Here is a 23835-nt window from a genome sequence, read left to right on the forward strand (position 1 = left end):
CGATCTCCTGCATGAAACATGCGATTCTCCCCTGCGTAAATGCCCACATGAGTCACATAAGTACCGGCATCATAGGTTGAATGAAAGAAAATCAAATCACCCGGTTTTGCATCTTTTAAATCAATATGAGTCATAACATCATACTGATCCTGAGCGACCCGAGGGAGTTTCAAACCAACTTTGGCATAACACCATTGGGTCAAACCACTACAATCAAAACCCGTTTCTGGACTTGAGCCACCAAACACATAGGCCGTTCCTTCATACTTAAAGGCCTCGTCAAAAATTCCTTGGACTGTTTTATCATCAAACTGTGTTGTAGTTAGGTATTGCTTCACCAATAAGCAATAAAACATATTGCCATAGTTGTAGCGCCATCCACCATTTTCCTTAATCGCAATGGGATTAGGGTAATCGACTTTTTGACCGCCCGATTTTTCCTTTGAAAAAGATTCAGCTAAAGCAAAACTATGCTTCTTCCCGTTTTTCGCGACATAATCTAGATACCCGCCACCATAGTTATAAGCTTGAATAATACTATCCTGATCGCATCCCAGTTCTTTGGAACGCTTAACCAAAGACGCAAAATAGAGACATCCTTGTTTGATGGATGCCTCGGTACTTAACGAATTTGGTGGTAAGCCTGCCGATTCAGAACTCTGCATGACATCTTCCATTGTGCCACCAGATTCCACTTGAATAATCGCTAAAAGAATCGGGACATATTCTGAGATGTTTGATTCTTTGGCATACTTTTCCACCATTGCCCGGTGTTTCAAAACTTCTTCTGAGACATTACTTCCCCCAAGAGAAGCACCTGAACTACCACTTCCTTCACTGTCTTCACCAAACAACAAGCCCACACACATCAAGATGCCCATAAAAGAGATGGTCAGAAAAGTTAACGAAATAACACCCAATTTCTTCAAGTTCATTTTTTCTCACCTGACCTTGATTTTGGACGAGGGTCCATTCTTTTTTGTACTTTTTGATTGGTTCGCTTGGGCAGAGTAGACCTCTGTTTCACTTGTTGGAAAGAATTTTTCTTACTTGATGGTTGACTTATTTTTTTTGAAACAATTTCCTGACTAGTTAGGTTTCGTTTGATTTCGGGATTCGAATTTCCTTTCACAATCCGCTTTGGGGCTTGTTTTTTCGGCGTCTTATCTTTCTGAGGTTGGACCTCTGCTTTAATCGGAACATTTCCTCTTCTTTTCCCACGACGATTCCCTATTTTGTTCAATACTTTGCGCTTTTCAGCCATTTTTTCATCTCTACGTTGTCGTTGTTTTTCTCGCAACTCCACTCGATTTGCTTTTTCTTGGACCAGTCCGCGCTTGAATTCTTCCGGTGCTTTTTTCGTCTTTTCCATTCCTTTGTGGAAGTTGTATTTCAAGTTGGTTGGCGTATTCCTGACCTGATCCCTTACTTGTTTAGTCTTATCTTTCACCAAAGCTTGGGTATCCAGAACTTTGCCGACTTTTCTCCCGGCCAAATTCATTTGGGATTGTTTCTTATTATTTGAAATTGGCTTTTCCTTATTCAAGTCAGATGGTACCTCGTGATCGTTCGATAATCGTGAATTCTTTCGTAGAGAAGAATCGGATGGCTTAAATTTGGATTTTGATTGTTCCTTTGCCAATTTATTTCCGACTGCTGTACCTCCACCAAAAGCTAAAGTTCTTCCCACATTGCGATTAAGTTGCCGCAATTTACGGTTCATCAACATTTGCGGTTTTCGCATCACCCGTCTGCCCATTGATTGGCTATCATTACTTTGGAGATTGAACATACTCATAATGTCACCCAATTTGAAATAGATACCGGCAAAGGTCACAATTTGTAGAAAAGCTACCATAAAGAAGGGATAGGTCGCCGAAATATTGTAAAACATCGTGGAGATACTAAAAGCAGTTGTAATTACCAAGGTAACTCCCGCTCGCATCATAATCGTATTGAATAAACGAATAATCGCCTTCTTGCCCAAACTCTCATAAGTAGGCAACATGGACAATAAAAAACTAATCGGCAAAAACATCGCAAAGATAATGAAGAGAATTTGGGAGAATAACATAATCCCGGTTAGGAGGAAAACAAAGAAGGAAATGCCAATATTGTACAACACTAAAAAGACCACGGTCCCTAAGCGGTTCATGGTCTTGGTAATACTTAAATTCGCATTGTCATTGTCTTCAATCTCGGCCTTGACCGCTTCTTCTCGATCTTTGCCTTTATTTTCATCTGGACTCACGGATAAGATTTTATCGACTCGGTCTTCGCCAATTTCTTCTATATTGGAATCATCAAATTGCAAGAGTAACCAAGGTTGTTGGACTTGAATGGAAAATAAGCTATCCCGAATCAAATCGACACTATCTTTCCCTTGGCTTTCAGAATTCGGTACAACGATCTCGGTCCCAAGGCTAAGAGCCGCTTCACTAACATCTGAGCTAAAGTCATTGATTTTTGTGATATAGGTAGGCGCATAAGCAATGAACGAACCCGAAAGTAGAAAAATCATCACAAAATTAATTACGGCTCGGACTGCCTTTGTAGTTTCTCGTTTGAGTAGGCCGGTATACGCCACATAAACTCCAAGAGCTAAAATCATCAATAGTAGAAATCCAAAGTAAAAGCCCGAGGTCTGTAATCCATTTTCGGTAATGCCGGCTAAGGTTTGGATATTCTTCCCAATACTTTCAGCTGTATCCGAAATGAAATCCAATTTATAGGCTTCTTGAACTACATAGCCCGTGGCATTTGATAAGTACAAACTTACGGTCCAAATGAAATTGGTAATGGCATAAAGTCCATACATCACGCTCTTCCCTAAGCCATCCCCCCAATTCCAAGGCAGCCAATCCCACGAACTATCCACATAGAAATCCAACTGATAGTTACCAAGTGAATATTGGGAATATAGATTTCCGGCTTCCACCATATCATCAACCAAACCTGTTGCCTCGGCCACCGTTCCAATCAGACTGAGAAGAAGTAAAATAGCACAGAAACTGATTGCGATCATCCCCACAATCCGAAAAAGTTTCTTTTTCATCCCCTCACTCCATTCTCTCTTGAACCGGCGGACGAGTATCAAAGGCATGGAAGAGTTCTTCAAATACAGGGTGAACTTGGACTACACCTACTCGACCATACAAATCTTGCATCAAGCATTGCCCGTTTTCCAAATCTCGCAGACGTTTTTGATTGCTTTCATCCTCCTGATCTAATCCAAAAAATTCCAAGGTTTTCTTGATTTCATGAATGTCGGTACTGCGAAAAGCAAACTTCAACCCGATATTATTTTTCAAGCGTTCATCCAGTAAATCGTCACTATTTTGCGTGACAAAATAAACACCGGCATTCATGGCCCGACCTGCACGAACGAGTTTATTCGATAAAGTCTTTCCTTGCGCTACTTGAAGAAAACTCCACGCTTCATCCAAGTCCACAATCTTGAAAATTTCTCTGTTGCTATGGATAAAATCTAAGGCAAAAGTGGAAATGACGATTAGCATGGAAACACTCAGCAACTCCATCGTGGTATATTCTTCAAAAGTAGTTTCTGCATCTGGTAAAACCAAATTCGCTACTTGAATGATATTCAACTGTTTATCTAAACTAATCGATTGGATAATTGAGCCGTCTGAGAAAAGCAAATGGGCAAAATCATAATCGGTAAAGGACTCGATATGATCGGCGATATTTTCCGCGACTGGAGAGTTCTCCTTTCGAAGCTCATTAATGACTTGCAGCAATCCTCGTTGATCACTTTGGGTAACCGTCCGAATGGCTTTGCGCAACACTGGAAACTTCTCCCCATCCCGACTGGAAATTCCTGTTAAAAAAGTCAGAATATCAATCGCTAAACTTTCTGAATCTTTCTTTTTCTTCATAATCACATAAGGATCAAGTAAGCCTTGATTTTCTGATTTACTAGTCAAGTTGAGAATATTGATTTCATCCGCAATTTCTGGCAAGTTTTCTTTCCAACCACCTCGTTCTCCTTTTGGATCGACAATCACAGCTTGCCCACCAAAAAGAACAGCATAGTAGACCAAGAGATTGTTACTAAAGGACTTTCCGCCACCGAGTGAACCAAGGAACGCAGCAGCCAAAGCATTGGTAACTGAACCCTTGACCCCTTGTGAAGCTAATGCCGGTTTCAGGTAAACATTCCGCCCCGTATCTACATTGTAGCCAAAGTAGATGCCTTCTAATTCCCCTAGCTTTTGAGTAGCCCCAAAACCAAGTCCCGCTAAAAAGTCAGAAGTAACATATTGAATATAATCGTTCATATAGCGTTTGCTTGAGGGCAAGAATTCTTCATGTAGCCCCATCATATCGCCAAAGGGTCGGACTAGTTTTACATTAGTATCATCATAAAAATCGAACACTTCATCACAACGGCGTTTTAATTCATCCACGGATTCCGCACTCACTCGAACTACATAACTTAATTTGTACATCGACTCCTTGGATTGATCCAAGGTAGTTTCCAACTCATTTACTGAATCCAAAGCATCTAAGACATTGGAATTTGTCTCATTATCGGATTGGTAGGCATGGTTGTCTAAATCTTTCAGTTCTTTTTTCTTATTGCGAACAGTGGCAAGAGCTTTTTTATTGGTCACAATCTCCACATTCATTGAAGTATCAATGGGAAAAGTGAATTGTTGTTGCTGGTAATAAAAAAGTTCTGAAGAAGGAAACTCCATCTCACCTACAATCGTATTGATTGTCAAATAGGCTACATACGATTCATGATTTTCATGTTCCATGCGTAAGTACCGAGGATTTTCTTCAATCAAGCAACGACTAGGACGTAATAAATCATAACGTTTCACCAGCGTTTCTGATTTTAGCTTTTTCTTTGGTAGCTGAAATTCATATTCTTCAAACGGTGTGCCTTTTTCGCCATAAATATGTTCAATTAAATACGTCAGATCACTCGGTGTGACCCGTCTGACTTTGAATCTTCTAGCCAATTTACTTTCCATTAGTTTTTCAAGCTTGGTATATCGGCGAATTTCTTCATTGGATAAGGAAACAAAATCACCCATCAAATGATGGTTCACCCCATAGACAAATTCTTGAAGCCCAGAAAGGAAAGATTTCTTGAGACTCTTTAAATTGACCTCTTCATCTGTTGCAATTAGTTTAAAGCCAATAAAAAAGCGATAATCAATCTGACTATCGCCAATCATAGATACTAATGCATCTGTTTGAAGGTCAATTCGTTGTTTCGCGACTTCTTTGAGTCTGCCTGTAATTTCCTTTTTTGATCGTTCTTGCGTGGCACGAATACTACTTTCTGTGGCAATTTGTAAGGCATGGATCTTGCCTTCACGATTCTGAGCAATCAATTGACGAAAGTTATCGTGCACTTGATACTTCTGTTCAGGCGATAAGAAGGAATAGTTATAAGGCACAAGTTCATAGTAGGCAAAACATTCTCCCTCTTGATTAAAGACAAGATTATTTTCAATATATTTAATCGGGTACATAGTTCACACTCCTTACTAGAGTAATGGGTTCATCCCATCGTTTCTTCTGTTCTTTGACTTTCTTTCCTGCAAAAGTGACCTTAAACCGTAAGTGATAACTGAGAAAGGATCGTAAAAATCCCAGTGGTTTCTTACCATCAAAGGTCTTTTGCGACATGAACCAAGTGACCACCACCGGTATGCCTAAGTATTTTAAAAAGGCCCCCTCTATCATAGATAGCGGAGGCACATGGGCAAAAACGATGACAAACAGCAAGGACAAACCAAACCAAGCCATCTGATTAAAGGTCACAGGAAAAGGTAGCTGAAAGTCATTGATTGCATAAATGACTTTTTCAACTGCCCAGATACTGGTGTAGCTTTTTATTTTTTTCATATTCAATCGGCTCACTTTCTAATATAATATAAACATCATGCTTAATTTTTTATGGAGGTATATATGCAAAACTTAATAACAATGGCAAGTGGAACACTTAACGAAGTTTACTCGGGAACTGAGATTGCAACTTTATTTGCTGAATATGGAGCAGAATTTAACGCTTCTGTTCCCTTTATTTCGACTCCCTTTCCGAACTTTACTTCTAAGGCTACCGCGATTCAAAATAATTTACAATCTTTCACAGAAGAGCAGCAATTTAAAATTATAAAAGAGCTTTGTGAAAGCGTGCTTGCTCAAAATCCAGCAAATAAAGACGTTGCTAAGATTTTAAAACTGTTACTAAAAAATTATGGTTCAGTTTATTCTAATGATAAAATAGATAGAAATATCATCAATGAAACTAACACTTGGTTGACTGCTTCCTCAAGAGCAAAAAAAGAATTTGAAAAAGCCATACAGTCTTACGACAACAGCATCTATAACCGTTATACTTTAGACAGTATCAGGCTGGCCTTTGAGTTTTTTATGCAGGATATTTTAAAAAACTCAAAGTCTTTAGAAAACCAGCCTATCGAAGGAGAACTCCTACCCTTATTGAGAAAAAAGGGCATTCCAAAAGAAATAATCAATTTGGTCCGTTTAATTATTAAAGGACTTATAAGCTATCAAAATGAAAATGTTAAACATAGTCAAACATTCACTGACCTAGAAGTAGAATTTGTTATAGAACAAACTAGTATTCTTATGAAGCTATTCGCAAAAATTGAAAAGATAGAAAATGAGAGCTGATAAAAATCAACTCTCTTTTGCATCACTGAACCTTTTTCTCTTTTCATACTTTCGAAATAGATACTCACATAAAATCATTGCTGAGTTCGCAGTAAGGATAGCTTCTTCTTCATTAATTACAATCCTCCTGGAGCCCTGAGCATGGGCATCACCTTGACTATTCCTCATCTCAAGAATTTTGTCTGACAAAGTGTTTAGAGCACCAACTAAAGCTTTTATTCTTTTATCCATATCTTTGTCAATTTTTATATTTAGTCTTTCAAAGGCATGATTTCTTAAGTCTTTAGACCTTACAGTATTATTATCAATGCTTTTTCCTTTTGTGTTCTCAATGATATATTTCAAGACTTCATCAATCATAGTGTTTGATTTTGTTAAAACAGAATCGAAATCTTTATTTTGAATATCCTTACTTATACGAATAGGAAGTTGTTGAATATACTCTAAATTCACTTCTTTCGAAAACTTAGTACCATTAAGCAATCTTGCACTATCTTTCTTATGATATGCCTCTTCAATCAATAGAGTCACAAGTGGATTCATTTTAGGCGACTTATATGAACTTGGATTTTCAAATTGGCGAATAGAAGCAATTTGCTTCATAGTTTCATTTAATGAGTATATTAATTTGAACTTTAGGTGATCACTAATATCCTCTGAGACAAGAAATTCTTTGAAGGAATTTCCTTTAGAGCCACCAAATCTTTCTTGAATTCCAAATCCAACTATTTTCTTAGTATATAGGTCCCATTCAAGATTATTGAATTCCAATATATATCCAGGAGATCCGTCTGAAAAATAATTTGCAAGCTGTTTTGCCTCGTCAATATTCACCACTTCCACTCCTTTGAAATACTACTCGATATTTTCTATTGTAGTATCTTTAAGGGCAGTATTCAATATACTCTCACTCACATAGCTCAAAGACCCCACGACTCGTAACCAAATAATTCCCTTCAATTTCTAAATCTCGACCATAAGCCTCATAGTCAATATAATTTTGTAAATGAGTAGGAACTTCACCTAAAGCGCCTGTTTCCTCAATCAAGTAATACGCTACATCACTCATGTCATTACATTCTGGATAATAAACAATATTATCCAGATGCTTCACCATTTCTTCAAATGAATTGAAGAAAGCGTGTTGAATCTCTGAAGCAACTTCACCAACTGGCGTTCCTTCAAGTTCTTCCGCCAAGCCACACAACCGATTAATTTCCTCAATTGGTGTATACTCATCAATATCAAAAGGCAGTTCATAATCATGAATCGCGTACTCTTCGTATTCGTCATTTAATCCAATCCGTTCTTTCACTTCATCAAAATCGACAGGTGGGGTAAACCACGCCCCCACCAACTCACCTTCATTGTATTTTCCAAGGTTCGCAATATAAACACGCATCTGTTCCATCGTGATTCCTCCTTACGCACCGACGATTCGGTTAAACAAATTGAGTAAGACATCCTTCACGCCAGAGGCATTGAATACCAGACCTACCGCAATCAAGGCAATCACCAAAAAGCCAATCAATTTGGAAAATTCACGTTTAAATCCTAAAAATAGACCAATGACCACAATTGCCAGTAAGACTAAGGATTGGGCATTGGTTAAAAACCATTGATATAAATTTTGTCCGAAATTCATCTCATCTCATCACTTTCCTTTCTTTTCCATTGCTCGATCCGCCGCTGCACTTGCATGCATCAAGCACATCACAGTAACACCAAGCATACTGCCACCAACTACCAATAACATATCTTTTACAATTCCCACCACAATTCCTCTTTTCATATAATCAAGTTTTCGATTGCCATACTTTGTTGCTCCAAAATCTTTTTGTGCCGGTCTGATAAGCGCGCATTGTTTACCATATCCTGGATATAGGTTGTCTGATTCAAACGATCCAATTCCTTAGCCATCTTCCACGTAGGGGCGACTTGGCGTCCAAGCCAATTCAACGTTCGTTCAATGGTATACGGTTTCGGTTCAGAAGTTAATTGAATCTCTTTCCGATTCCGTCCAATAAAACGACCCCATTGTTCATTCAAGGGCCAGTTGGTTCGCCTTTTGCCTTCTACTTTATCCGCAAATCGCAAGTAACGATTGATAATGGAGAACGTGGTACTTTCAATACTACGACCTTTTAACAAATCTTGAATCGCATGATAAGCGCGGTCATTTTTCAGTCGAATCTCAAAGCGATTTTTCGTCTCAGTTTGGTCTAATGGAATCCCTAACTTGATATATTGCTCATAATCTTTTTCATACAAACAAAAGTAAACCTCGCTTTTGAGACTACCGATATATAAAGTATTACCCATACCATCCTTCTCATCGGCTTTCAACAGCTCCCCGCAACGATAACTTTTAAAGGTACGGAACAAGGAAATACATTCTTCCTTCTGACATTTTTTCGTTAACTCAGGAATATCCAATAAGCCCACTCGATCATTGATTGCCAAGTCCAACCGTTTCATCACGCCACCGGCTTTTAGACAATTCTCGAAAAAGTCGTACCAGCTACGCTTTTGAGCGAGTAAAAAAGTTTCAAACTGTCGACAACCACGACCCTTTAATTCCAAAAGGACACCTTTATCTTCTTCATGAGATAACATCACTACAATATCGCCCATGACATATTGTTCTTGATAGAAGTAAAAGGCGTAATCTTCATGAAGCATATACTCAAATTTCAAATGGAGAATTTCTTGAATAATTTTCCGCACATCCGTTGTGGGAAAGCGAATCCTTACATAGTCAAACAGTAACGTTAAAGGTAAATCGGGATTGAAACTTTCCAGTTGATCAAAAATTTTTCTCATGGTCTTTGTAGAGGCGGTTACGCCACCGTTTTCTATCTGATTTAGATATGGGCGGCTAAGTCCGCAAGCAGTAGCTAATTTATTTTGCGAAACGCCATATTCGTTGCGTCGGTCTTTTAATAGCCGATAATCTACATTCCGTTGTGCCAAGTTCTCACCTCCAAATTCAAAGTGTTAACTTTTTCAAATGAGTTAACACGTATGCAAATCACTTAATATCCTTGATACAACAAGCATTCTTAGTGGCTACTTGCTTATTTTTTGTGTTTTTGTACCCCCCTGTTAGATACGGGGGGTAAGACATCATGGCCGGCTGCCGCCGTCCATGAACAGGCACAGCACCACGGAGGATTTCTGCTTCGAAAATCCCCCGCGGTCAGCGCCTATCAGTGGTTTATTTTATTGTTACTCTGCAGTAATACCCTCAATTTCCAACTCTGTCTTTATCTCAAACAAGTATTGACGGATATCGGGTTCTTTGGTGAGGTCTGCAATCCATTCAAGTTCCGTGATGACTTAATTCAGATCAATTCGAGCATCGGTTTCTTCTTCCATTACATATGAATCACCAGGGACCTTCACCCCATTTTTTCGAATATCGAAATTGAGTCGGTACAGTTCTTCTTGCAATTCCGGATCTGACTGAATCTTGCCAATCACCCAGTAGATTTCTCCAATCAACTCATCATAAATCATGTGCTTTTACCTCCTTAAATCTTCTAGCAATATCAAAAATGACCGGAACTGTTACAGAGTTTCCGGCCTGCTTATACAACTGACTATCTGAATTGACTTGAGAAGCTCGGTCAAAAGCCCAATCGGGAAATCCTTGAAGTCGCCAGCACTCCCTAGGTGTTAGCTTCCGAATCTGATACTGATCCGTGATGACCGCTTGTTGGTCTCCTGTTAGTAAGGTATGCACACTTTGTTTTCCCAGACGGCCTCGACGACTTGTGGAATTAGGGAAAGCTAGGTTCACACTGTCCCCTGGCTTCACCTCTTGATATTCTGTTTAATTTTTCCGAATCATAATCTTCGTTCCCCCTTGCTTCGTTGACAAGGTGGGAGCTGTTCCGGTTACTTCGTAAACTCGATTATCTTGTTCGAAATTTCCCGGTAACATACCCGCTACAGAAATCCTATCCTTAACCGGCAACGCAATTTTGATCCCTTCATTACCGGTTAAGGTTGGCGCTACGCCATCTGACCCATAGACTTGTCCCCCCATTCCTCGATTGGAAGGATTGATATTTACCAAGTTTCTGATGTTTTGATCAGATGTTGGAGACGATCCAATGATAGGAAATACTTGTTCGGTACATGCGTCTCGAGAATGTCCGATAAGGAAGACCCGCTCGCGGCTTTGGGGAACGTAGGCCTTTGAGTTAAGCACTTGCCATTCCACATCATACCCCAATCCATCCAGCGTTCGGAGGATCGTCTCGAACGTAGCCCCTCCTTCGTGATTGAGCAGTCCCCGGACATTCTCAAGGAATAGAAACTTAGGTTGGAGAAGAGCGGCGAACCGAGCGATTTCAAAGAATAAAGTACCTCGAGTATCGGAAAATCCTTGCCGCTTTCCCGCAATTGAAAAAGCTTGATAGCGATAGGTAATCTTTTGAGGTCATCTCCAGATTTTCCCCCGCTCCAAACCGTGCATGAGACTTTCACCTCACACGGCTTTCCATCGACAGTCTTTCCTTAAATTCATATACACATTTTCAACTTTGAAATTTATTCAATAATCGGAAGATTTATCTGCTTTCGCAACACATTAATTTTTCCTAGTTGCGTAGCTGAGAGATTTAAGTTTTGTAGCAATTCAGAAATTAGAACAGGATTTGAAGCATGGATCAGCTTATGAGAGTCAATTGTCACAAAAACCAGATTATTGTATCCATCATTCCCACCGAATTTTAGAGGCAATTTGTGGTGACAGTGCATGTTACCAATTGTTAGCTCGCTACTTGTAATCGCACATTTTCCTTTCTCTGCACAGAAAAGTGACAGACGGTTATCGTTATACTCGATACTTTTTCCTTTGATTGGATTTAGCATAAGGTATTTTAATAGATCAGGATTAATCGTTTGTCCTAGTTGCTTATGAATTAACATCCGTCCCTTTGGAGTATACTGATTAATTTCTAGTTTTTTATCCAGTGGGGTTTTGTGTTGGACATAGCTAATAGGAATTAACGCAAATCCATAAACATAAGCTAATTGCTTGCTCTTTCCGTATCTCTTTCTAATAATTTCGCTACAAATTCCTCTTTCTTTTGATATGTTCCCTTGTAATCTTCCTTTTAGGATCTTTCCGATAGGAAAGGCTATTTTTGCAAAATCCAAGCTAGCATGTGTTGCCATTGAGTAATAATTATGAACACCTAAGACAAACGAGTTATAATTTTGTACTGCTTTATAACTCTCTTGTTTGTCAGAGGGCTTCTGCAGGTCACTGATTCGACGCTTTGCGTTAATATGAATCTTCTTCACAGACTTGTCTGATAGATGAGACCTCACTACAAAACGTGGTTTCCCATTAGAATATTTCCCTTTCCTAGTAACCTTCAATTTAAATCCTAAAAACTCAGAGTATTCTTTCTTAAGATTCACAATTTTAGATTTCTCAGGACTGATAGATAGACCCAATCTATCTTTCAACCATTTCTCTGTAGCAATAAAGATTTTCTCCGCATCTTTTTTCTTACGACAAAAGATTTTAAAATCATCAGCGTAACGTACTAACCGACATTCTTTAAGATTCGTCTTTTTAAGTGCTTGGAGACGTCCACCTGAGTGCCCCTTATGCTGTTTAAACTCTTTTCGTGTTGGGATTGTTTCCCATTGGCTTGAAATCCACCAATCTAGTTCATTTAAAACAACATTCGACAACAGTGGTGAAATGATGGAGCCCTGTGGAGAGCCTTTTTCAGGAAAACCTATATCAGCTATTTCTGCTTTTAACATGGCTGAGAGTATACTAATGAGCTTTTTATCTCGAATCCCTATCGTCCACAACTGTTTTAATAGCTTCCCATGATTCACATTGTCAAAGAATCCTTTGATGTCAATATCTACGACGAAATGTAATTTGGACAGCTGCATATTTTTTTCAGCCTGAGCTAAGGCATGTTCGCAACTGCGATTGGGTCGGAATCCATTATTTTTATTATAAAATTTGGCCTCACATATCGGCTCCAGGATTTGAAGAATACATTGTTGGATAAGTCTATCCATAATTGTAGGGATTCCTAATGGTCTCGTTTTAGTCGAATCATTTGACTTTGGTATTTGAACCCTACGTACAGCTTGAGGTTCGTACCATTGAAACTTACGTTTCACATGCTTGATTAATGCCTCGTCTTGCCATTTGGCGAGATCCTCGATATTTTTATTATCAACACCAGCTGTATGACTTCCTCTGTTTTTCTTAATGTTTCGAAAGGCTAATTTTATATTTTGCTCAGACGAGATAATATCCACTAAATGTTTAAATATTTTTCCATCTTTACTCTGTCTATAAAGTTCGTCTTGATTCATCTGAAAATCATAATACTCAGCATTTCTTAGTTTTTGCTTTTTAGTTGTTTTCTCAGTTGTCAAAGTCGGCAGTTCTCCTTTTCAGAATACTTTGCCTTTCTTAGTCGTACTCGAACCTTTGAAGATATGTGTATTGAATTGTTTATTTAAGACTGTCGACTAGAGCCTATCCCTCCATCATGTTTCCATGATTTCATCGGTACTGTGGCTCCGCTTTCCTTCAGATAAAATTAGGTTATACAAGTTTGTTTTCCCTATTACCGCTTCATCGTGTGTAATCACTCCACGTCCTGAACTTACTGCGTTCCAATGATTCAATCTATAAATTTCTATCCTTAGGTTTGCCCTCTGAGCCTGTGTGCTTGGTAACGCCTTTAACGTTACAAGGTTTTTCATACCATGCAATTTTACTAGACCTCACACACCCCACAGATAATGGTGATAACATTTCTATTACCTGAATTCTCTAGACCCGTACATACGGACATTCGCTTAGTAATTGTCATTACATACTAACCATAGATAGTTTTTAGACCCCCGGCATATAGGCTGCGTCATCCACCTCTGGACAACTTTCCACATCTGAAAATAATTTTTTTCTTTGTTTGGGCAACTCTCTGCCGACTTTAACGCGCTTTGTACATCACTATGATTACCCATAATTTTGCACAGCGTAATCTCAGGGTAGGCGTTTCAGGTTGTTAGCCCTTCATTCCACCATTTGAATCATCAGTTCTACTGAACTGAACACATTTGCGTTCTTAAATAATTCAGTGCCTAATCTTTTCAATTAGGAACGCATCGCACGCACGGAAATCCGCCGCAAAGGATGTCCACTGGTCCGAGGGATCGAACAAACTCGTCTGATATACTTGTGATGTCATGCATTTCCACCTCCTTACTTGTATCATGGATTGCCTTATAACTTCGCCGAGCAAATTCATCAATTTCACAAAAGCCGATACAGTGGTGACCGGCTTGTTCCATACCTAAGCGGAAGCCACCAATCCCGGCGAATAAATCTAAAAATGTCATAAATCACCTCATTCATTGCAAAGAAAAAAGCCAAGAACATTTTTGCTCTTGGCTCTTAAAACTATTTCAATTTCAAATCTATTTTTCTTTATCCAAACCAATCAATTCGTGTTGTTTGCGGTTGGATTCATCTGCTACAAGTTTAAAGACTGCCTTTAGATCTTTCACAGAGGCATTCTTTTGTATTGTAGAAAAGTTATGGTTGTACTTTGACATAATTTCATCAACTTTTCTTTTCCAATCATGTAGCTCTTCCTCCAATTTTGTAAACAACAGGTTAAAAATATTGAAACATTCTAAAGTGGTAGGAAATAAATTTCTCAACTAAAAGAAGCTTTATCGCGAAAATCATCTAAATCTACAATTCTAGTATCACTAAAGTAATCCTCTTTTATCTCTAAATACTGATCAAAAAAATGTTCTTCTAAATTAAACAAATTAGAAAGAAAGCTAGGTAAGATATTAAACTGATTCAATAAAAGTTTTAAACTGATTACATTTTTATCGAGTACAAATTTAAGAAGTGAGCGAATTTTACCTGGTCTAACTGGAGGGATTTCATCGTCTAAAGGCTCCAATAGCTTATAGCCTTTTTTAGTTAGTTGTCCCCAAAAATACCGATTTTCTTGATAAGTCATTAATCCTAAACCATAGGCTCTCATTTCCATAGCCGAAATCGAGACTAAATATTTTCTTTTTAAGTCAATATAATAATCAGGATTCGATTTTCTTTTTAGTTCCAAAAAATCATTAGTAAACTCTTCTTCCGGCAATAGAAATATAGACGCAAACAAATGTGCTTCCTTTTCAATAACTTTTAATTCTGCAGGAGTTAATATATCCATATCTACATCAGCATGTAATAAAAGGTGTCCCAATTCATGAATTAAATCAAAGTTTCTTCTAACTGCTGATTTCTTAACAGTACCTAAAATTATATATAATCGTCCATCGTTTGTAACTGTACTATAAGCATCAATTTTGGATCCTAAATTCTTTTCTACAATATAGATCCCACTACTCTCCAAAGTATACATTAGGTTTTTATTGTCTTTTAAAGATAGTTCAGTTCTAGCAAATTCTGCAACTTTTCTTATTACTTCATTTCTTTCTAAATGGCTTTCCTTAACAAATTTCAAACTTTTTTCTCTAATATCAATTATTGGTGCTTTTGGAATTATCAATTTCTGTTCAAAATAATTGATATAATAATCAACATAATTCAAAAAAGTAAGTTCAAGTTTTGTCTTTTTTCTAGATTCCCTATCTTCTGCTCTATATGCAATTTTTTCTTCACTAACTTTATCTTTCAGATAACTTGATGAGAAAAAATATTTCGTCTCCACACAAAATAAACTACGCAATTGATTTAATATCTCAATTCGAGGCAGTATAGAATCATTTTCATATTGCCATACTGCCTGTTCGGTTATTTTCAATTGATCTGCTAGTTCTTTTCTGGAGAGACCGTTTAACTCCCTTAGATTGCTTAACTTCTCTCCGTAAAACATAGAAACATCCCAACTCTCTACTTAATTTGCTTCTTTCTTTGTATCGTCTTGTTCTTCTGCAGCAACCCCATAACCAAAAGACTGATCTTCATCCGCGTAGATACTTTCAGGAACTTTATCTCCCTTCACAATTTCAAGTTCTTCATCACTAATTGAATAAATACTTTTCTCTATTAGTGGCGTTAAGTCTGCAACTTCAACTAGACTCATTTCATATTGATTTGGTAGTGTCAGAGCAATTTTGCTAATCATTTTGGATTGGGAATCAAATTCGTATGTTACCACATAAAAACGATTGTATCCTTCTGGAGCCTTCATAGCAATCTTTTGATTTATTGCTTCCAATTCAGGAAGAGAAAGTTCCAATTGAACCACTTTTTCAGATGCTACCGACTTCAAAGACTCGCTATCAATGATTGGATTGTTAATACCAGCGTATTCATATAAATAATTTTCCCTTTTGCTACTATCCACTTTCCCGTTAAAAGTCTTCGTAATTCCTCGACTATTTTTTACAATTACTAGATACTTTTCTTGCGTATCCTCCAGAATGAACTGAAGATATTCCCAAGTATATCCTGCTTTCTCAATTGAACTTTGAACTCGATCGTAATTCGAACATGCTTCATCTACACTAGAATCTATATGATTCCCTTTAACCCAGGCATACGCTCCACTGACTTTTAAATCTTTTTGAACCCGTCTTCTTACATCAAGATACTCTTTATATCCCTTCAAAATACCATCTACGATTGATTGACTCAATTCATTTTCCAAAGAAAACTTGTTCACGCACTTCACCTCATATTCTTCTATTTGTAAATAATTATACTTTATTTTTTAAAAAAAGAAAGCATTTATCCTGATTTTTTTAAAGTGAAGATAAAAATCAATCTAACTGTTTTTTCAAATGAACTATTTCATGATACGCTTCTATTGCAATAAATATTAGAAATTTCCTTTAAAAAATCGTATTCTTTGGGCACTAGAGGAGTATAAAACTCATTAATTACACTCCCTCCTGTATCCACATAACCTCGACCTTTGATGCGTTTCATAAAGAAATTTTTATCAACTTCTCCAAACATCATGGAATACCCAAGTTCACTCATGCGACCCAAAGCCACTCGGAAGTTAAATTGATCGCGAATCCCGTCTCCTAAATATTTTGCATCCGGTCTTTGACAAGCCAGAATTAGAAAGAAACCAGACTGACGACCCAACATCACGATTTGTTTGAGCTTATTTAAAATCACCGCACTTTCTTTCGTTGTTAACATTTCCATATAGGCCACGTATTCATCAAAGATTAAAAAGTTGGGTGGAAGTCCAAGAAACGCATAATTCTCTCCAGTTTTGTAGTTGGGCATTTCTTTCATTTCCTTGCTACGAGCCATCATGCGTTCGTAAAAATCTTCCACACATGCAGAAATTTCTTCTTTTTGGGAGTATACGTGAGGCATCACCGTACCTAAATCGGCGAGGTCCGCATTTTTTGGATCAAGAACAAATATTTCGGCGTCTGACTTCAAAAGTGCTTGGATAATGGTGAGTAAAAAATAAGTTTTGCCTCCTCCGGTTCCGCCAGCAATTAACATATGAGGCAAGGAATCATAGGTCCATACTTGATTTTTCATCAATCGCAACGCTCCATTTTCTGCCACTACTTCGTCTATCCCAATTCGATTGGCAACCATATCATACAATAATGTGTATTCCACAAAAGAGTCTTTAAGTTCTTTTTCTACTAACTCACAATACAGTCCGCTTTCTAACTTCTTTTCCAGCTTTAAAAGCTGATCTTGGTATTTCCCAAGTGAAATTTGAACGCGAATAGAAAGTAAACCATCCTTCATTCGATAATAGATTTTGGGAAAGTAACTGATACTCTCTCTGGTCCGATTACTATTCAAATCTTTGAAAAAGCCTTCACTTTGAGTTTGCTTCACTTCATACCAATGATTTTCTAGAATCATCCGAGCCAGCTTTTGTCGATGCCATAAACTTCGCCAATGGTCCTGAAAAAAGTGAATATAAAGCAATATCATGCTTCCCGAAAGAGCGAGACTTCCTAGTAAGCAGAGTAAATCTTTCATGGACCAAACGATTTCACTAGTGGAAAATGTTACTTTAGAAATCTCAAATTGTCTAAGCTCTTGAAAATAAAAGACGCCCATCCAACCAATGAACAGAGCGAATAACCAGCCAAGAATAAAGTGATAAACCAAGTGCTGATCTCCTGCACGTATGCGATGCCCTTTGTACATATTAATGGTTTCCACCTCCAATCAAAAAAGCCCAATAGGATTTTATTGGGCAACTTCAAAAAAGTTATGCTAGTCATTTACTGCTACGGGGAGTTGGTTTGTTTCAACCAATTGTTTTAAAAAGCTTTCAATGGCATCCGGCATCTCCACACCGATTTCTTCCAAGACAGATTCTGCCTGTCGACATAAGTTATCATTTACTTCGACAACCATAAAGAAGGACTCTTCTTCCCCTAACCAATTTAGTACATCAAAGTCTTCCTCATCAGTTTCAAAAAAATCCTGATTCATAATAAGAAATGCTTTTTCATCTATCGTCAAATCCTCGTTGACTTGTTCTTTGGTTAGTTCTCCTTTGTTATAACGATCTAGACAATCTAAAATATGTTCCAGATTAATTTCCATACGCTTCACCTATTTCTTTCCTTCATTTTGGTTTGTAGGATTTCCTTGATTCGGTTGGCGTTTTAAGACTAAATCATCCGCCTTAATGAACCAATTGACAGTGGTTCCTTCCCGAAAAACATAATTGGCGACCGTATCCACGATAGGATTGACCAGCTCTACCTCTGCATCATAGGCAAACTCGCGTAAGGGCACATTTGCTGGGATACTAACTTGGATCATTCGACCTTGCGCGGAGGATTTCAAATTATAGGTCCGTTCTTTTACTTCATTACTAACCGTTCCGTCCTCATTTTGCTTCCGTACTTCTCGGCGTAATGCGGAAAATCGTAATTTCCCAAACGTTAGTCCTGAATCTACAACAATACCTTCTGTTAATCTCATCTTCTTTTCCTCCTATGCTTTCACTAAATCATCGACATACAACACGTAATCGGTAAACCCACGATTCTCAATCTCATACCCTTTGGCAACCAAATGGGGATTCACGGCTTTTAGTGGTTGGTCTTGGTCAAAATCCTTTTCGCCGACTTCCGCAGCTACCACCACTTCAATATCATCGGCTCGTTGTTTACTGGAATACAAATGATAACTACGACCAATCACCGTAGTATTCCGCCCATATCCTTCTGTCAAAATTTCGCCTTCTCCGGCATAACTCAACTTTCCAAAGGTTTCGGCCATATCTGGTACAATAAATTTCAATTCCATCTTCTTTTCCTCTTTTCATTGTTAGTTTTGGATACAAAAATAGCGCGACCACTTTTTTGGGAGGCGGTCGCGCACGGTGGTTCTTCTTATTTAATTGTTTCATCTCATCACCTTAGTTCCGGCGATTCCAGAAATAATAACCCGCCGTCGCAAAGATCAAAGTAAAGCCAATGAACAGTAACACATTGGAACTTTTCTCCCCAGTTTGTGGAAATGCCTTCACTGTGGGACTAGATTCTTGAGAGTCGCTTGGAACAGTTGGTGTTTCCGGTTGTTCTGGCGTACTTGGTGTGGTTGGCACTTCTTTTGGTGTTAAGGTTTGAGATTTTTCTTTTAGATCCTCATTGTGTTTCCCATTGATGTTTCCATCTTTGTCGTAGTTAATTTCTTTAAAGGTAAAACTTGTGCCTTCTGGATATTTACTTGTGTCCACTTTTTCTGCAAGTACGGTTTTGGTAAATTCTTTATCATTCACTTCATACTCAATCTTGCCAGATTTCCAAATCTCTTTGTTCGTACCATCTGGTAGTAGTGCATACAGAATTGTTTCGAAGGCTTCTTTTGAGCCATCCAGTACATCATGAGTAATGGATACATCATCAAACATATCCACCACATCACCATAAGTAAAGGTCTGAGAACCGTCTTCTAGGTGCGCTTTTGTTTGAATGGAAACATGGCGTTCCACTGTACAACTGACAGTTTGGGCTTGGTTATTCAAACTAGCATCCTTTGCTACGGGCTCATCGCCTGCTTTAAAGGCTTCCTTATTTTCGTACACATAGTTGAACAAGACAATGGTTTTATCCAAAACTTGTTCAGCGGTTAATTTATGCAGAATTTCCCAAGTTCCTGTTTTCTCTTTATTCGCCAAAGTGGCGGTTGTTTCGGCAATTACCACTGGTTTGGCTTTTTCATCTTTTTCTTGGGCAGCTTTTGTCGCTTCCACATCAATGGCTTGAGCTACGATATACCAGTCTTCTTTGATTTCATGCAAGTTATAGCTCAATTTATCAACTAGCTCGGTAGCATCAACGGTAGTCAATTCTTTATCCCCGTCTTTCCAAGTCGCAAGGGAAGTCAAACTATCTTCTTCTTCAGGCAAATCATAGAGCATTAAACGGTTCAAACTAACAGAAAATGCTTCGTTCGTCAGTTTCTCGTAAGGAACGGTCACCGTTTTAATTGGTTGTTTTTGGCCTTGTTCGGTAATGGTAAAGACATACTCACTCTTCACAAAGTCTTCTTTGTTTTCCTTAAAAGTAGAACGGATTTCTAATGGCGTAATCTTTTGAAAACCTTCTGGGGCTTCTACTTCTTCAAGTAAATAATCCCCATAAGGGAGATTTTCAAACTTGCCATAACCATCAAATCCTAATTGCTCGTTATAAGCTGTGGTCGCTTCATCTTCAGCGCCTGTGATTTCATTGGTTCCTTCCAATGGTGACACTTTAAAGGTCAGATCATTAAAGCCAGTTTCGGCAGTTTCCGCAGCTGATCCGGCGAATTTGAAGAAATCAAAACCAAAGCGAATCACTTGTTCCTTCGCCGTAACATCTCGGGTAATCACGGCATTTTTTTCGCTATCATCCACCTTTTTGATGGATACAGGATACTTTGTTTCATCAAGGCTATATCCTTCGGGCGCTTTTGTTTCTTGCCAATAATACTCGTTGATGGCTAAATGTTTAACGGCAACTTGGTTCTTTTCGTCTAAAGTTAAAGTGACCGTTACATCAGAAGCTTTCGTTCCTTTCACTAGTTCTGGTTTAAAAGCCTCACCCCATTTAACAGCTTTTCCATCCTTAGCAGTAAACAAGGTGTATTCAGTACCCTCAAAGACTGCCTTACCCTGTGTTTTATCTCCAGTATTTTTGTCTTCTTTTGTCAGAGTGGTTTCACCAGTGATTTCTTGGTTTTGCCCTTTTACATTACTCGTAACAAGGGCTACGGTTTGATTGGCATACTTCAATTCAACTTTTACGGGTTTGAAAGTATTCACGAAGCCATTAGATGCTTTGGTTTCGGTCACATAATAGGTTCCCAATTCCAACGCATTGGCAATCTCTTTTGGTGTTTCTGCATGACCGTTTTCATCCGTTATCATTTCTTGAACGATTTCACCAGTTGGGCTATCCATTGCGAATGGCAAACGTATTGCCCACTAAAGAGTAATTATCGTTCCAAAGATCACTCCTTGTTTCAACTCCGGTTTTATCCAGAATGATTTGACCTTTTTCTCGCGTATTTTTTGAAGTCACTGAAATGGTCTCGCCCGCTTTAATCGTAGCGGTCATGGATGTAGTATCAATCGTATAAGGCGCCGGCACTGATTTTTCAGTAATGGTTACCTTTGTACCATGAGGAATCCCATCCAATGTCGCAATGCCTTCTTTATCGGTAGTCACATCTTTTGCAGGTAAAGTTTTTCCAAAGTCTAAATGGAAAACTGTTCCTGGTACAATAGCACCTGATTCTTTATCAACTTTTTTGATCTTTAAAGAACCCTCTGTTTCCACATCAATTTTGACCGTGTAAGTGTTCGGTTTATCAATCGCCCCAGCCATCAGGGTTTGTTGTCCAGCCATTTTATAAGCAACCGGTGTTCCCGTACCAGCAGATTTCTTAAGCGTCAGCGCACCACTTTCTTTTGAATTGGCATTTGGGGTGAGTATCAACTGATTGCCATTCACACGATAATCAATGTTTGCGGTATTTTCCACAACCTCATCGAACTCTGACAAATTCAGATTATTCGTATCCGTCACAGTAGTCGATTGCCCTAATACTGTTTTAGCCGTACTATTATGGAAGCTTGGTTTCTTCTGATAATCGGCAATGGCTTGATTGATTTTTGTCTCAATGGCTGCGATATTTACGGCACTACCATCTGATCGTTTGATTGAGTGAAGGGTATACCCATTAACTTCTTGCCAGATCATCTTCTGTGCTACAATATGAGTATCTGCATCTGTACCTGCTTTTTTCCATAAAACGGAAACTAATTTGGCTTTATCGGACATATCTGGTAACGGGTTCTTCTCATATCCAGGAGTGAACTCATTGTAAATCGGGACTCCTGGTTCAATACAGAAAATATCTTGTTTAACGCCGTTGTACACTGCATAATGCGGAACAGTGACTTCTGACATTGGACGACCGTCACTAAAAGTTCCTTCAACAGCATATTGATGTGCTAAATTTAGTTCTACAGTTACCGTTTGTGGATGGGTAATTTCATCAGCAAAAGCTATCGTAGGAGCAATTGCTCCAACAATTGATTGAACAGCCAAACTCAAAATAGTTAATACACATAATTTCTTTTTTTGTTTTTTATGCATGAAATGTTCTCCTTTCAAATTAAGCACAAAAAAATAAGATGCTCGCTTGAACATCTTTGTTTATAAAGTATTTTTAAAATATTTATTGACTAAATAGAATGGATTTGAGAATGAATGAGCCTAAAAATTTAATCTAAAATACGAAATATACTGCCTTTAAATTAGAACACATTTTAGAACACAAACATTTCAAATTTAATCAAATATAATAAAATATATTTACGGGAAAACCTTTATAAATCAAGGTTTTTCAAACTTATTCAATGATACGAAGAAAAAACCAGGTCTTAAGAAAGCTCGTAAAGCTTCACAATTCTCAAAACGTTAAAAACAGCTTCATATCAGTGCTTTCAGGCGTTTCGCAATTCACTTTGCGAAGCGTCTTTTTTTGAGTTGACACCATTGTTGACACCATTCCGGTCTGGCTCTTTTTGAGACAATTTACGATAGGCAATTTCACCAATAGGCATTTGAATCACATTTGGTGTATTTACATAAGTTCTTGTGATGTTGGTATCGCTGTGAGTCAATGCTTCAGAAATCTGTTCTAGAGCGACACCAGCTTGTTTGGCTAAAGTTGCCCCAGTATGCCGTAACTTGTGTGGAGTCGCATGGGTAAGGTGCTTATGTCGTCGCTCAATGGATTTCATACGGTAGTTCAAATAATCTGTATGAAGTCTTTGATTGATATTCCCTTTATCATCAAAGAAGGTAAAGAGTAGCTGTTCTTCGGTTTGTTCGATTTCAAATTGAGCTAGTTCTTCTTTTTGCTGGACTTTCCACTGTTGAAGTAATTGCTTTAGCTCATTTGGAATATGGAAGATTGTCGTTTTATTCCCTTTTGTGCTTTTTTCATTGCCAAATTTATCCAAGGCTTTACCAATCGTAATCTGGGAAGTAGTAAAATTCACGTTCTTCCATTTGATAGCGTAAGTTTCTGATTTTCGATCAGATAAAAAGAAGGTAGTTAGAAATAATACATAGTCTTGTAAAGTTAGTTGTCCACTTTCGTAATCACTTTGGACGGCAGTTAGCCATTCTTGAAGTTGTTCAAAGGAAAGGTATAAATCTTCTTCTTTCTTAGCTTCTTGTAATTGGTTTTTCTTAGTAGCATTGATTCGCTTAAGCGATTTTTCTAGTTTATTCCGTTCGATGTATTCAAGTTCTTCCGCCCAATCGAAAATAGAATTAACGTAGCTACGTAGTATTTTGAAGTTTGCGTATTCGGCAGCCTTTTGTGTCATGATTTTTAGAACGAAAGCTTTATTTTGATTCAAATAGTTCAATGTGTATTTCCCAAACATTGGTAAGATGTGAAGTCGAAAAATATCTTTTGTATTCGCAATTGTCACAGGAGTAGGAGACTTCGTGTTTCGAGAAGTTAAACCAGCTGTATAAGCATCGATCCAGATATCTTCATAGAAAGCTTTGAACAGTGCTTCACCACCTAGTTCAAAAGCATTCTTTTCTTTGTTTTCCCGTAGCTCTTTAATCTTGGCATAAAAATCAATTTCTGCTGCTTTTGCC

The 23835-nt window shown here is 38.1% G+C and carries 18 protein-coding genes and 4 pseudogenes; 1 reads left to right on the plus strand and 21 read right to left on the minus strand.

Annotated features, from left to right (window positions below):
• The 4 genes from EG2_RS16565 to EG2_RS16580 form a co-directional block, all read right to left on the minus strand.
• A partial coding sequence (locus EG2_RS16565; protein WP_060815453.1) for a bifunctional lytic transglycosylase/C40 family peptidase occupies positions 1–935 on the minus strand: 935 nt, incomplete at its 3' end.
• Positions 932–3055 carry a CD3337/EF1877 family mobilome membrane protein gene (locus tag EG2_RS16570; protein ID WP_060815454.1) on the minus strand — a complete coding sequence of 708 codons (2124 nt, stop codon included), beginning with the start codon at positions 3053–3055 and terminating at the stop codon, positions 932–934. The genes EG2_RS16570 and EG2_RS16565, both read right to left, overlap by 4 nt.
• A gap of 4 nt (positions 3056–3059) precedes the next feature.
• Positions 3060–5507 carry a conjugal transfer ATPase TcpF gene (tcpF, locus tag EG2_RS16575; protein WP_060815455.1) on the minus strand — a complete coding sequence of 816 codons (2448 nt, stop codon included), beginning with the start codon at positions 5505–5507 and terminating at the stop codon, positions 3060–3062.
• Entirely contained in the window at positions 5494–5883 is a 390-nt protein-coding gene (locus tag EG2_RS16580; RefSeq protein ID WP_010709991.1) for a conjugal transfer protein, read from the minus strand. Before EG2_RS16580 ends, tcpF begins: the two co-directional genes overlap by 14 nt.
• A 51-nt stretch (positions 5884–5934) precedes the next feature.
• Between EG2_RS16580 and EG2_RS16585 the strand changes: the two genes are divergently transcribed.
• Positions 5935–6675: a hypothetical protein gene (locus EG2_RS16585; protein ID WP_025191784.1), complete on the plus strand. Its 741-nt coding sequence runs from the start codon at positions 5935–5937 to the stop codon at positions 6673–6675.
• Between the two features lie 6 nt (positions 6676–6681).
• Here EG2_RS16585 and EG2_RS16590 read toward each other — a convergent pair whose 3' ends face one another.
• The 17 genes and pseudogenes from EG2_RS16590 to EG2_RS16670 form a co-directional block, all read right to left on the minus strand.
• Complete coding sequence (locus tag EG2_RS16590; RefSeq protein WP_025191783.1) at positions 6682–7518, minus strand: abortive infection family protein; 837 nt, start codon at positions 7516–7518, stop codon at positions 6682–6684.
• Between the two features lie 64 nt (positions 7519–7582).
• A complete protein-coding gene (locus EG2_RS16595) occupies positions 7583–8086 on the minus strand; it encodes an antirestriction protein ArdA (RefSeq protein ID WP_060815456.1) in 504 nt (167 codons plus the stop codon).
• A 12-nt stretch (positions 8087–8098) separates the two neighbouring features.
• Positions 8099–8320, minus strand: a complete 222-nt coding sequence (locus EG2_RS16600) for a hypothetical protein (protein WP_002298822.1) — start codon at positions 8318–8320, stop codon at positions 8099–8101.
• A gap of 9 nt (positions 8321–8329) precedes the next feature.
• On the minus strand, positions 8330–8467 hold the full coding sequence (locus tag EG2_RS18620; RefSeq protein ID WP_010709987.1) for a DUF3789 domain-containing protein: 138 nt from the start codon (positions 8465–8467) through the stop codon (positions 8330–8332).
• On the minus strand, positions 8464–9648 hold the full coding sequence (mobT, locus tag EG2_RS16605) for a MobT family relaxase (protein WP_060815457.1): 1185 nt from the start codon (positions 9646–9648) through the stop codon (positions 8464–8466). The genes EG2_RS18620 and mobT overlap by 4 nt, the downstream gene beginning before the upstream one ends.
• A 255-nt stretch (positions 9649–9903) precedes the next feature.
• Positions 9904–10194: pseudogene (locus EG2_RS19825) on the minus strand (hypothetical protein).
• Positions 10184–11098, minus strand: a pseudogene (gene dcm, locus EG2_RS16615) (DNA (cytosine-5-)-methyltransferase); the annotation flags it as partial. The pseudogenes EG2_RS19825 and dcm, both read right to left, overlap by 11 nt.
• A 134-nt stretch (positions 11099–11232) precedes the next feature.
• Positions 11233–13110: a group II intron reverse transcriptase/maturase gene (gene ltrA / locus EG2_RS16620; RefSeq protein ID WP_368854098.1), complete on the minus strand. Its 1878-nt coding sequence runs from the start codon at positions 13108–13110 to the stop codon at positions 11233–11235.
• Between the two features lie 735 nt (positions 13111–13845).
• Positions 13846–14073, minus strand: a pseudogene (locus tag EG2_RS16625) (DNA cytosine methyltransferase); the annotation flags it as partial.
• Positions 14074–14393: 320 nt separating this feature from the next.
• Complete coding sequence (locus EG2_RS16635) at positions 14394–15584, minus strand: spr1629 family repressor/antitoxin (RefSeq protein WP_010709980.1); 1191 nt, start codon at positions 15582–15584, stop codon at positions 14394–14396.
• 21 nt (positions 15585–15605) lie between these two features.
• Positions 15606–16376: a spr1630 family ClpXP-sensitive toxin gene (locus EG2_RS16640; RefSeq protein ID WP_060815459.1), complete on the minus strand. Its 771-nt coding sequence runs from the start codon at positions 16374–16376 to the stop codon at positions 15606–15608.
• Positions 16377–16504: 128 nt separating this feature from the next.
• The gene (locus EG2_RS16645; protein ID WP_060815460.1) at positions 16505–17851 is read right to left on the minus strand and encodes an FtsK/SpoIIIE domain-containing protein; all 1347 of its coding nucleotides are present in this window, start codon (positions 17849–17851) and stop codon (positions 16505–16507) included.
• Between the two features lie 69 nt (positions 17852–17920).
• The gene (locus EG2_RS16650; protein WP_060815462.1) at positions 17921–18256 is read right to left on the minus strand and encodes a type II toxin-antitoxin system RelB/DinJ family antitoxin; all 336 of its coding nucleotides are present in this window, start codon (positions 18254–18256) and stop codon (positions 17921–17923) included.
• A gap of 9 nt (positions 18257–18265) precedes the next feature.
• Positions 18266–18640, minus strand: coding sequence for a YdcP family protein (locus EG2_RS16655; RefSeq protein ID WP_002335604.1), 375 nt, complete (start codon positions 18638–18640; stop codon positions 18266–18268).
• Between the two features lie 12 nt (positions 18641–18652).
• Positions 18653–18967, minus strand: coding sequence for a YdcP family protein (locus tag EG2_RS16660; protein ID WP_010709976.1), 315 nt, complete (start codon positions 18965–18967; stop codon positions 18653–18655).
• A gap of 112 nt (positions 18968–19079) precedes the next feature.
• Positions 19080–22308: pseudogene (gene fss3 / locus EG2_RS16665) on the minus strand (fibrinogen-binding MSCRAMM adhesin Fss3).
• Positions 22309–22658: 350 nt separating this feature from the next.
• Positions 22659–23835, minus strand: a 1177-nt coding sequence (locus EG2_RS16670) for a site-specific integrase (RefSeq protein WP_060815461.1), incomplete at its 5' end; no start/stop codon positions are given.

The sequence above is a fragment of the Enterococcus gallinarum NBRC 100675 genome, from assembly GCF_001544275.1.
Lineage (GTDB): Bacteria > Bacillota > Bacilli > Lactobacillales > Enterococcaceae > Enterococcus_D > Enterococcus_D gallinarum.